Origin of the sequence: Agrobacterium vacciniicorymbosi (genome assembly GCF_040427045.1) — a bacterium.
Lineage (GTDB): Bacteria > Pseudomonadota > Alphaproteobacteria > Rhizobiales > Rhizobiaceae > Agrobacterium.
In genome coordinates this window covers 1-12,242 of sequence record NZ_JBETMF010000022.1, presented here as the reverse complement: position 1 = coordinate 12,242, position 12,242 = coordinate 1, and the positions used below count along the sequence as shown (strand labels likewise).

Sequence of the window (12,242 nt, the reverse complement as noted above, 5' to 3'; positions counted from 1 at the left end):
TTCCGAAGGCGGTATTGTCTCAAGACTTGATTCGTGCGCGGGCATGGCGTGCGGAAATGGGATGTCTTGTCGAGAATGCGGCACATAGGACGGAGACAGACCGGGGATGACGGTAGAAAATTCAAGCTCGCAAAAGCGGGTTCATAACGACATTGAGCCGGGCAGCTGCAATGCGCCCGCGCCAAGGCGCTTGCAGGTCTCGTTGGCAGGCGCTGTCAGCTTCGTAAGAAAGAAGACTGCGGCCTTTTCCGCCCTGATGGCAGGAACGGTCTTAAGCGGTTTTGCTTCTGTGGCGCAGGCACAGCAGACCACTGTTCTGGAAACTGGAGAACGCCTGTTCTCGTCTTCAGAAACCATCACTTATTCGCTGTTTATCGGCATCGTTTCGGCAACCTTGTTTTCCATCGTCTGGCTTGTGCGCCAGCGCGGCAACATCGAGGCTGAAACAAACGAATATCGCACGGCTCTGTCCGAAGCCAATGCCAAGATTTCCAAATATGAAGCGCTGATTTCCGACAAGTCGCGCCGCATCGTGATCTGGGAAAGCGCTGGCGAGCGCCCCGAATTCATCGGCCAGCTGCCGCCTGAAACCGGCGTTCCCCATGCGGATCAGGATTTTCTGGCTTTTGGTCGCTGGCTTCGCCCGACATCGGCTGGCCCGCTGGAAAAGGCCATTGAGAAACTGCGCAGCCACGCACAGAGCTTCGATCTGACCATCGAAACCCAACGCGGCGAAGTCATTGAAGTTCAAGGCCGGGTTTCCGGCGGAAAAGCCTTTACCCGTTTCGTGGCCCTTAACAATCTGCGCGCCGAACTAGCCGAGTTGAAGGTGGAGCGCGAGCGTCTGGTCTCTTCGATCTCGACATTTCAGGACCTGCTTGATTCCATCGAGCAGCCTGTCTGGCGCCGCAATTCCGATGGCGCGCTGACATGGGTCAACCATGCCTATGCTCAGGGTGTCGATGCCCGCAATCCGGAACAGGCGATCAGCGAACAGCGCGAATTGCTCAACACCGTGACACGGCAGAAAATCCGGGCAAGCGCGACACCTGAATCACCCTATCACGACCGTATCTCCACTGTGGTTTCCGGCAACCGCACCTTCTTCGATGTCGTGGATATCAAGACGCCGGGAGGTTCCGCCGGTATCGCCATCGACGCGACGGAAGCTGAAACGGTGCGTGAAGAGTTGAAGCGCACGCTGAAAAGCCACGCAGAGACCTTGGACCATCTGGCTACGCCGGTTGCGATCTTCGACGGTCGACAGCGGCTGCAATTCTACAATCAGGCTTTTGTCAGCCTCTGGGGCCTTGATCTGGTTCTGCTGGAATCCAAGCCTGATAATTCAGAGCTGCTAGACCGCCTGCGTTCCCTCGGCAAACTGCCGGAACAATTGAGCTGGAAAAGCTGGAAAGAAACCGCCCTTTCCGTCTACCGCTCGCTCGATACGAAGACCGACCTCTGGCACCTGCCCAATGGACAGACTCTGCGTGTCATCGCAACTGCACATCCGCAGGGTGGCGCAACATGGGTGTTCGAGAACCTGACCGAGCAGGTCGATCTGCAAATGCGTTACAACACACTGGTCAAGGTTCAGGGCGAAACTATCGACCACCTCGCCGAAGGTGTCGCCGTGTTTGGCGCAGATGGGCGCATCCGCCTGTCGAATCCTGCTTTCCGTGCGCTCTGGGCGATTACTGCCGAGGAAGCCGAAGCTGGCAAGCACATCCGCTCCATCGAGCAGGCCTGTGCGCAATCCTACGAGAAGCCGGATGGATGGCGGGCCTTCAGCCAGTTCATCACCAGCTTCGATGATGAGCGTTTATCGAAACAGGGTACGCTCGAGCTACTTTCCGGCCTCGTGCTGGATTATGCGATTATTCCTTTGCCGGATTCCCAGACCATGCTGACCTTCGTCAATATGACGGACAGCGTACGGGCCGAGCGGGCATTGAAGGAAAAGAACGAAGCGCTGCGCAAGGCCGATGAGCTGAAGAACGATTTCGTCCAGCACGTTTCCTACGAGCTTCGCTCGCCGCTAACCAATATCATCGGCTTTACCGATCTCTTGAAGACGCCGGGCATGGGCGATCTCAGCGACCGTCAGGCAGAATATCTCGATCATATCTCCACCTCATCTTCAGTGCTGCTCACCATCGTCAACGATATTCTCGATTTGGCGACCGTCGATGCGGGCATCATGCATCTCAATTACACGGAAAATGATCTGAACGAGCTGCTGGACGATGTGTCCATTCAGATCACGGATCGCTTGCAGGAAAGCGGCGTGTCACTGGAAATCGTTGCGCCCGCGCATCTGGGAGCCATCGTTGCCGACCACCAGCGCCTGAAGCAAATCCTCATCAAGCTCTTGACCAATGCGGCCAATTTTGCGCCGGAGGGATCGGCCATCACCCTCACCTGCCAGCGCAGCGAAGGCGATTTCGTCTTCTCAGTGGCGGATAAGGGGCCCGGCATTCCGGAAGACATGCTGAAAACCGTGTTCGACCGCTTCTCCACGCATGGCAATGGCGGACGTCGCACCGGCGCCGGTCTTGGCCTTTCCATCGTTGAAAGCTTCGTCAGCCTGCACAGCGGCAATGTCACCATCGACAGCCGCCCCGGTGAAGGCACCGTTGTCAGCTGCCGCATTCCATCCGGTTCGCATCCGCATTCCATCGCTGCAGAATGAACCAGAGCCACCTGCCTCTTTCCATCTTTCTCGCCGATGAAGCCGAGACCATCAGGCTTGGCGAGGAACTGGCGCTGACTGTCAAACCGGGTGATTGTATCGCGCTGATCGGCGATCTTGGGGCCGGAAAATCGACGCTAGCCCGCGCGCTGATCCGCGCCATCGCCGATGAGGATGAACTCGAAGTCCCTAGCCCGACCTTCACCATCGTTCAGTCCTACGCGCTACGCTTTCCCGTTGCCCATCTCGATCTCTACCGCCTGTCGGATGTGTACGAACTGGACGAGCTCGGCATTGAAGAGATGCTGTCCGACGGTGTCTGCCTGATCGAGTGGCCAGAGATGGCTGCTGGCGAATTGCCCAAGGACAGCACGATCACGCTGCGTCTCACCCATCAGGGCGAAGGCCGCGTCGCAACCATCGACGCGCCGCCAAAACAGCGAGCGCGGCTGGAACGCGTACTCGCCATCCGCGATTTCCTTGATGACAACGGCAGGAAGAATGCCTCGCGCCGCTACTTCAGCGGTGATGCAGCCTATCGCACCTATGAGCTGGTGAGCAACGCCGACGGCCAATCGCTGCTGATGGACTGGCAGCCGCCACCCAGAGGCCCGGTCATCAAGGACGGCAAGACCTACGCCGAAATCGTGCACCTTGCGCGCGAGGTAAAACCCTTCGTCGCGATACAAAGGTTTCTGGCAGAGAAAGGTTTTACCGTTCCCCAAATTCTGGCGCAGGATTTGGACCGCGGAATTTTGCTTCTGGAAGATATCGGTCGCGATGGCGTTCTTGATGAGGATGGCGCACCGATCGAGGAGCGCTATCTGGAAAGCGTCGCCTGCCTTGCAGCCCTGCACGAGGTCCCTGCCCCCGGCGACATCACGCTGGCTGACGGCGCGACCTATGAGATATCGACCTTCGACGCGGATGCGATGAAGATCGAGACATCGTTGCTGCTCGACTGGTATCTGCCGCATATCCGTGGTGAAGAGCTCGGCGAGAGCGAAAAGCAGAGCTTCTTTGCCGTCTGGGATCAGCTGATCGAAAAGCTGGATGATGCCGAAAAAGGCCTTTTGCTGCGCGATTTCCATTCGCCCAACATCATCTGGCAGGCAGATAAATCCGGTATTCAGAGAGTTGGCATCATCGACTTTCAGGATGCGATGATCGGACCGACGGCCTACGATCTCGCCTCCATCATTCAGGATGCACGCGTGACCATTTCGCCAGAGCTGCAAACGCGGTTGATGGCACACTATCTCGATATGAGGCGTAAAAATCCTGCCTTCGATGAAAAGGCCTTCGTGAAAGCCTTTGCCATCATGGCTGCCCAGCGCAATTGCAAGCTTGTCGGCATCTGGGTTCGGCTGATGAAGCGCGATGGCAAGCCGCATTATATGAAGCATATGCCGCGCACATTCTCTTATCTGCGCTCGGCACTCGAGCATCCTGACCTTGGGCCTTTGCGCGACTGGTTTGAAAGCGCGGGCGTCGATCTCCATCAACAGTGAAGTGTTTCCATGACGATCAGACAAGCCATGGTGCTGGCAGCGGGTCTCGGTACCCGAATGCGGCCGATTACCGACACGATCCCCAAGCCTCTTGTGAAGATCGCCGGACGCCCGATGATCGATTACGTTCTGGATGTGCTGGTCGCGGCGGGTGTGGAAACCATTGCCATCAATGTGCACCACCATGCCGACCAGATGGTCGCGCATCTTGCTAACCGCAAGGATGCCAAAATTCTGATCTCGGACGAGCGCGAACAGCTGATGAATTCCGGCGGCGGTCTGGCCAAGGGGTTGAAGCTGCTGCAGCCCGGCCCGGTTCTCGTGATGAATGCCGATCTGTTCTGGATCGGCGAAACGCCCGGTGAGACCACCAATCTGGAAAAGCTTGCCCATTTCTTCGATCCCCAGACCATGGATATGGCTCTGCTCTGCGTTGATATGGACCGCACGACCGGCCACAATGGCAAGAAGGATTTCAATCTTGCCGATGACGGCACGCTCACGCGCTACAATGAAGGCGAGCCGCGCCCGGTGGTCTATGCTGGTGCCATTGCCATGGATAGCCGGCTTTTGGCTGATGCACCTGCGGATGCCTTCAATCTCAACATCTATTTCGACCGTGCCATTGCCGCAAACAGGCTTTTTGGCCTGTCACTTTCAGGTCAATGGATTACCGTCGGCACGCCGGATGCTATAGAAGATGCGGAACGAACCATCGCAACGCTCTAAAGTAACCGACAAGTGAGATGACCCATTGGCGCATGCCAAGCGTATTCTAACCATTGCTCCCGGCACGCCGTTTCTCAAAACGCTCGCGGAAAGTCTGTGCGATGGCAGGCTGACGCCCGGCTTCCACTATGATGCCGCCGATCCGCTGTCGCTGGCCAAAGTCACCATCTATGTTCCGACCCGCCGTTCGGCCCGCGTGCTGCGGTCCGAATTCGTGGATTTGCTGGGCGGGCAATCGGCCATCCTGCCTGTCATCCGTCCCTTGGGCGAAACCGATGATGATAGCGGCTTTTTCGATATCGAAACGCCGGCAACCATTGATCTCGCACCCCCCATTTCCAGCACGGCAAGACTGGTCGAGCTTGCGCGTCTGATCCTTGCCTGGCGCAACAGCCTGCCGGATGCGATCCGCGCCGTCCATTCGGATTCGCCGCTCGTCGCCCCCGCAAGCCCCGCCGATGCCATCTGGCTGGCGCGGTCGCTCGGCGAAGTCATCGACGCGATGGACACCGAAGATCGGGATTGGGATGCGCTCTCCAAGCTGGACACCGCCGACCATGCGCAATGGTGGCAGTTGACCGCCGACTTTCTGAAGATTGCCAGCATCTTCTGGCCCGCGCGGCTGGAAGAACTCAACAAATCCTCTGCCGGGCGGCACCGCAATGCGATTTTGCGGGCAGAGGCCGAACGCCTCACCAAGATCGGATCGGATGATCCGATCATTGTTGCAGGCTCTACCGGCTCCATTCCCGCTGCCGCAGACCTGATTGCATCGGTCGCCTCCCTGCCGCAGGGCACCGTCGTTTTGCCGGGGCTCGATGTCGAGATGCCCGAGGATCAGTGGCAGTCGATCAATGAGAGCCCGAACGATCCGTCCAGCCGCACTCACTCGCAATATGGCCTCTTCGTTTTGCTCCAAAAGCTGGGCGTCTTGCGCAATGATGTCGAGCAGATCGGCACGCTGGACACCGACCTGAAAAATCGTGCCGCGATCTTTTCCACCGCGCTTGCCCCGGCCAAAGCCACCAGCGAATGGAACGAGTGGCGCACTGAAAAAAGCGACTCGTTTTTCGAAGAGGCCTTTGCATCGGCTTCCATCATAGAAGCAGCCAATGAGCGTGAAGAGGCAACGGCCATTGCCATCGCCCTTCGTCTGGCGCTTGAAAAGCCCGGCACAGGTGCACAGTCTCAAGCGGCGCTCATCACTCCGGACCGCGGTCTCGCGCGCCGCGTGGCGACGGAGCTTGCCCGTTTCGGCATCGAGGCCGATGATTCCGCTGGTACGCCCCTGTCTGCCACCCCGCAGGCGGGGCTGTTGATGCTTGCACTGGAAGCGATCCTGCGGCCCGGTGATCCGGTTGCGGTCATGTCCCTGCTCAAACATCCGCTGTCGCGCTTCGGTCTTGGCCAAACGAAAGTCGGCCAATCCGTCGCCGGGCTTGAGCTTCTGGCGCTGCGCGGCGGCAGAACCGAAACGACGCTTGATACGCTGGAAACCCTGCTTCAGCAGCAGCTTGCCCTCCACACGGATGACCGGCACCCGCCGCAATGGCGCAAGTCGCTTACCGAGGGCAGCGATGCGGCAGCGGCGGATCTCGCAGTTCGCATAAAGTCGGCTATCGAGCCGCTGGATGCCGCTTTCATTCGCAAAGACCCGGTCAATGGTCGACTGACGGCGCGCCTTACCCTTGCCGACTGGGCGGAACGAACGGGCCGCGTCATTGAGGCCATCTGCCTCGATGAGCGCGGTGATCTTGCCAGCCTCTGGTCAGGCGAAGCAGGCGAGAAACTGTCCGGGCTTCTGGCCGAGTTGATGGATTGCGGCAGCGTGCTGGAAGCCGATGGTCCGCAATGGATCGATATCATGGCGGCCCTCGTGGCCGGTGAGTCGATCAAGCCCCGCGCCATGCGCCATCCGCGCGTCTTCATTTTCGGTGCGCTGGAAGCGCGTCTGCAAAGTGTGGATACCGTCATCATCGGCGGATTGAACGAGGGCATATGGCCGGGCCAGACGGCCAACAATCCGTTTCTGTCGCGTAACATGAAAACCGCCATCGGGCTGGAGCCGCCGGAACGGCGCATCGGGCAGCTGGCGCATGATTTCGAGATGGCGAATGGCACGCGGCACATTTTCTACACCCGGGCCCTCCGTCAGGGCTCGACCCCGGCGGTCGCCTCGCGCTGGCTGCAACGACTTCTGGCACTGGGTGGAGAGTCCTTTGCCGAGACACTGAAAGAGCGCGGCACCGCTTACCGCCATTGGGCCACCATGCTGGATGAAGGTGAAAGCCAGCAATCCGCCAAGCGCCCTGCCCCGACACCGCCAGCCGAGCTCCAGCCGAAATCCTATTCCTTCAGCGAAGTGGGCAGGCTGCGGCGCGATCCCTATTCCATCTATGCACGGCGTATCCTCAAACTCGATCCGCTGGATGAATTCAACCGCGATCCAGGTGCTGCGGATCGTGGCACGCTCTATCACCGCATCATGGAAACCTATTCCCGCGAGGGCCATGTGCCCGGCACACCCGCTGCCGAAGAGGCCATGTTTCGCGTACTGCATGCCTGTTTCGATGCGGAAAACCTGCCACCGCATATCGATGTCGTCTGGCGGCCCCGTTTCGAGGCGGTGGCCCGCGAATTCCTCCTCTGGGAAAAAGACCGCCGTGCACTGGTCAAGCGCAGCCACATCGAGGCACGGGCCGGACAGGAAATTCCCGAAGCCGGCATTCGCCTGACCGGCGTTGCCGACCGTATCGACATCAAGACATCCGGCAAGGCCGATATCATCGACTACAAGACAGGGCTTTCCCCGTCCGTCAAACAGGCGCGTTCCCTGCTCGATCCGCAATTGGCGCTGGAAGCCGCGGCCCTGATGCGCGGCGCGTTTCGTGATACCGGCTCTCCGGTGCCGGAGGATCTGATCTATGTGCGACTGCGGCCCGGCGAGCGTTTCGGCACGGATACGATCAACAATGAACATGCCAAGGCTACAGCCAAAACTGCGCCGAAATCGGCGGTGGAGCTGGCTAATGATTCCATCGACCAGCTTGCCAAATTCGTGATTTCGCTGCGCGAAGGCAGGAACGGCTTCGTTTCACGGCTGATCCCCGAGGAGCAGCAGGCCTATGGCGGCGAATATGACCACCTTGCCCGCGTGTCAGAATGGTCGACGGCAGAACCGGGAGATGGCGATGCTGAATGATATCATAGACCATGGCCCAGAGCAGGACGATCCAAAAAGCTGGATCGACTGGACAAGCGCGCAGCAGACCCGCGCCTCGGACCCCGCCAGTTCCGCCTGGGTGTCAGCCAATGCCGGTTCAGGCAAGACACACGTTTTGACGCAGCGGGTGATCCGCCTGCTTCTGGCTGGTTGCCGCCCGTCTGCCATCCTATGTCTGACCTATACGAAGGCAGCAGCCTCGGAAATGTCGAGCCGTGTGTTCGACAGGCTGGCAGACTGGGCCACGCTTTCCAACGCACACTTGAGCGATCGCATCACCGCCATCGAGGGCCGCGTTCCCGATCTTATCAAGCTCAAGGAAGCACGGCGGCTGTTTGCCAAAGCGCTGGAAACGCCGGGTGGCCTGAAAATTCAGACCATTCACGCCTTTTGCGAAGCGCTGCTGCACCAGTTTCCGCTGGAAGCCAATGTCGCCGGACATTTCTCGGTACTGGATGATCGTGCAGCCAGCACGCTTCTGGCCGAGGCACGCCGCACGCTGTTGACCGCCGTCTCCATGGAGAACGACAAGCCACTGGCGCAGGCGCTCGCCTACGTTCTCGATATCGCCGACGAGACCGGGCTCGAAGCCCTCCTCAGCGCCATCGTCGCCAACCGCAATGCCATCAGGGGCTTTCTCGAACAGGCAAGCCAGAGCGGCGGTATCGATGTTGCCCTTCGCACCAAAGCGGGCATCGGCGCGCAGGAAACGGAAGAGACGGCAGCGGCGGCTTATTGGCCTCTGCCCGGTCTTTCCGGCCTGTCGATGGACACTTATCTCACCTTGGCAGATGAAATCGGCGGCTCGCGCGTTATCGATGTCGCCTATGCGCTGCGCGAAGCCGCGCGCGCCACGGATGTCTTCAAGCGGGTCGAGTTCATCGAAGCGGCACTTCTGACATCGCAAGGCGCACCGAAATCCGACGCTTACGTTATCAACAAGGCCATGCAGACATCCGCCCCTGCCCTGCTGGATGACCTGACCGTGGCCCGCGCCCATGTCGTGGCCTGCCGGGATCGCTACCGCACCATCCGTATGCTGGAAGCAACGAAACACGCACTCACTCTCGCAGAACGACTGATCGGCGATTTCGAGGATTTGAAGAAGCAGCGCAGCCAACTGGATTTCGAGGATTTGATCGAGCGCGCCGCGACCTTGCTCAACCGCGATACGGCAGGCGCCTGGGTTCACTACAAGCTGGATCAGGGCATAGACCACATTCTGGTGGATGAGGCGCAGGATACGAGCCCTGTGCAATGGTCCATCATACAGTCACTGGCCGCCGATTTCTTCCATGGTGAAACGGCCCGCGAGGGTCGGCGCACGGTCTTTGCCGTGGGTGACGAGAAACAGTCGATCTATTCGTTTCAGGGCGCGCGACCGGAACGATTTTCGCAGGAAAGCCGGGAAACCCAGCAGCGCGTCAAAGCCGTGGACCAAACATTCCATTCCGTGCGCCTGCCTCTTTCGTTCCGGTCCACGGCAGATGTTCTGGCCGCCGTCGATCAGGTCTTTTCCCTGCCCGAACATGCGGAAGGCCTGAGCGCCGAAAGAGAACCCGTCGAACACCGTTCCAACCGCCATGGACAGGCAGGCACGGTGGAACTCTGGGACATGATTGCCACCGAGCCGGTGGACAATGACGAGGATTGGACGGCCCCTTTCGATGCGCTGCGCGAAAGTGCCCCGCCCGCCATCGTTGCACGCCGCATCGCCGCACGTATTGCGCAGATGATCGGCACGGAAACGGTGGTGGAAAAGGGCGTAGAGCGCACCATCGAGGCGGGCGATATTCTCGTTCTGGTTCGAAAACGCCATGCTTTCGTCAATGCGCTGACCCGCGAGCTGAAGCAGCGCAAGAACATCCCAGTCGCCGGTGCCGACCGCCTGCGCCTGACCGACCACATCGCCATTCAGGATTTGCTGGCGCTTGGTCGTTTCGTGCTGTTGCCGGAAGACGATCTTTCGCTCTCGGCACTTCTGAAAAGCCCGCTGTTCAACCACTCGGAAGACGACATTTTCGAAGTCGCCGCAAAGCGCCCTCCCGATACCAGCGTCTGGCATCATGTGCAGACGATCTCCGCGCAGCCGGAAGGACGCCATTTCGCCGCTTCGGTCTCGCAGTTGCTACACTTCATCACGCTGTCGAAAACCCGCACGATCCATGATTTCTTCGCCGCCGTCTTGACCCTGCATGACGGCCGCGCCAAATTTCTGGGTCGGCTGGGCAATGAGGCCAGCGACGTTCTGGACGAATTCTTGTCCTTTGCGCTCGATCACGAAAAAACCGGCCTGCCTGGCCTGCAATCCTTTATCTCCGTGATGGAAACCGATGCGCCTGAGATCAAGCGCGAGCAGGACAAGGAACGCGGCGAAGTCCGCATCATGACCGTGCATGCCTCCAAGGGTCTGGAAGCGCCTGTTGTTTTTCTCGTGGATGGTGGCTCCAAGGCCTTTATTCACAGCCACTTGCCTAAGCTGCGTTTCATCGAAAGCCAGAATACCTCGCTACCAATTTGGCTGCCGGGCCAGGGCTTCGACAACACGCTGGTATCGAAAGACGAAGACCGCCTCAAGCTCTCTGCCGAACAGGAATATCGCCGGCTTCTCTACGTGGCGATGACGCGCGCTGCCGATCATCTGATCGTCTGCGGTTACCGCGGTCCTCGGGAAAACCCGGATTGCTGGCACGCGATGATTGCTCGCTCGCTCGCCGCAGATGAGAGCCGCAGCAGACGCCAGACATTTTCCGCCGGTGGCGAGGAATGGGACGGGTTGTTGTGGCACTCCACAAACCGTGACGCCAAAGCCATCATCAAAACCGAACCGCCACCGCCTATAGTGCGAGACGTTTTACCACCATCTTTGATGCAGCCCCTGCCGCCGCCACCGGCCCTGCCGCGTCCGCTCAGCCCATCCGGTGCCGGTACCATCATTGATGATGGCTCCGAAGATTTGCTGGTCACCTCCCCGCTGTTTGCCAAACAGGAAGTATCGTCAGGCCTTGCCCTGCAACGCGGTCGGCTTGTCCACCGCATGCTGCAGACCCTGCCGGACTATCCGCCGGATCAGCGCGAAGATGCCGCCCGCCGCTATGCGGAGCGTGCTGCCCGCTTCTGGCCGGATAAGGAGCGTGAAAAGCTAATCCGCTCAACACTTGCCGTGCTGTCGGAACCCGCGCTGCAACCCGCCTTTTCCGCCAATAGCCGTGCGGAAATCTCCATCATGGGTACGTTGCGGTTGGGCACAAGGGATTACGCCGTATCAGGCCGTATCGACAGGCTGGCGGTGGACGGTGAACGCGTCATTCTGGTGGATTACAAGACCAACCGCGTGCCGCCAACAAGCGACGGCGAAATCCCCCATGCCCACAAGGCGCAGTTAGCAATCTACAAAAGCATTCTGGCACCCCTCTATCCCGGCAAGAGCTTTACCTGCGCGCTGGTCTATACGGAAAACGCATCCTTCGTGACGCTCAGCGACGATGCTTTATCGGCTGCCCTTGCTGCAATCGAGACAAAGTGAGATACCGGACATTGAAATTGCCGGGCATCGGCATCACATTCTAATCAACCAAGAGACACCGAAAGGAGAGCCATCCATGGCTACCGTGAAAGTCGATACGTCCAACTTCCAGTCCGAAGTTCTTGATTCCGCCGAGCCCGTCGTTGTTGATTTCTGGGCTGAATGGTGCGGCCCGTGCAAGATGATTGCTCCGAGCCTCGAAGAAATTGCCACCGAACTGGCCGGCAAGGTCAAGGTCGTAAAGCTCAACATCGATGAGAACCCGGAACTGGCAGCTCAGTTCGGCGTTCGCTCGATCCCGACGCTTGCCATGTTCAAGGGCGGCGAAGTGGCAGACATCAAGGTCGGTGCAGCGCCCAAGACTGCGCTCTCGGCCTGGATTTCCAGCGCTGCTTGATTAAGCGCCAAAGATAAAGTGAGAAAAGCCCGGTCATTGCCGGGCTTTTTCTTTTGGCCCGTCATTTCAACAGCGACGTCATCCTCCGGCTTGTCCCACTACTGTCCGGTTTAAATCTGTAGACACGGCGCACGGTGTTGATTCTACTCGTATTCAAGCGTTTG

The 12,242-nt window shown here is 59.1% G+C and carries 6 protein-coding genes; all 6 read left to right on the top strand.

Annotation, left to right across the window (positions count from 1 at the left end):
* Positions 1–106 precede the first annotated feature (106 nt).
* The 6 genes from ABUK73_RS22865 to trxA all read left to right on the top strand — a co-directional run bounded on the left by ABUK73_RS22865 (position 107) and on the right by trxA (position 12,078).
* A complete protein-coding gene (locus ABUK73_RS22865; RefSeq protein WP_353579261.1) occupies positions 107–2,692 on the top strand; it encodes a sensor histidine kinase in 2,586 nt (861 codons plus the stop codon).
* Positions 2,689–4,203 (top strand): tRNA (adenosine(37)-N6)-threonylcarbamoyltransferase complex ATPase subunit type 1 TsaE, encoded by a 1,515-nt coding sequence (gene tsaE / locus ABUK73_RS22860; protein ID WP_353579260.1) that lies wholly within the window; start codon positions 2,689–2,691, stop codon positions 4,201–4,203. Before ABUK73_RS22865 ends, tsaE begins: the two co-directional genes overlap by 4 nt.
* A 9-nt stretch (positions 4,204–4,212) precedes the next feature.
* A complete protein-coding gene (locus tag ABUK73_RS22855) occupies positions 4,213–4,932 on the top strand; it encodes a nucleotidyltransferase family protein (RefSeq protein ID WP_353579259.1) in 720 nt (239 codons plus the stop codon).
* 25 nt (positions 4,933–4,957) lie between these two features.
* Positions 4,958–8,134, top strand: coding sequence for a double-strand break repair protein AddB (gene addB / locus ABUK73_RS22850; protein ID WP_353579258.1), 3,177 nt, complete (start codon positions 4,958–4,960; stop codon positions 8,132–8,134).
* On the top strand, positions 8,124–11,681 hold the full coding sequence (gene addA, locus ABUK73_RS22845) for a double-strand break repair helicase AddA (protein ID WP_353579257.1): 3,558 nt from the start codon (positions 8,124–8,126) through the stop codon (positions 11,679–11,681). The genes addB and addA overlap by 11 nt, the downstream gene beginning before the upstream one ends.
* 76 nt (positions 11,682–11,757) lie before the next feature.
* Positions 11,758–12,078 (top strand): thioredoxin, encoded by a 321-nt coding sequence (gene trxA / locus ABUK73_RS22840; protein ID WP_111841273.1) that lies wholly within the window; start codon positions 11,758–11,760, stop codon positions 12,076–12,078.
* The last annotated feature ends 164 nt before the right edge of the window (positions 12,079–12,242 follow it).

Excerpts from the sequence above, each read along its gene's own strand:
- addA (WP_353579257.1), top strand. The coding sequence starts at position 8,124 with ATGCTGAATGATATCATAGACCATGGCCCAGAGCAGGACGATCCAAAA.
- tsaE (WP_353579260.1), top strand. The coding sequence starts at position 2,689 with ATGAACCAGAGCCACCTGCCTCTTTCCATCTTTCTCGCCGATGAAGCC.
- trxA (WP_111841273.1), top strand. The coding sequence starts at position 11,758 with ATGGCTACCGTGAAAGTCGATACGTCCAACTTCCAGTCCGAAGTTCTT.
- ABUK73_RS22855 (WP_353579259.1), top strand. The coding sequence starts at position 4,213 with ATGACGATCAGACAAGCCATGGTGCTGGCAGCGGGTCTCGGTACCCGA.
- ABUK73_RS22865 (WP_353579261.1), top strand. The coding sequence starts at position 107 with ATGACGGTAGAAAATTCAAGCTCGCAAAAGCGGGTTCATAACGACATT.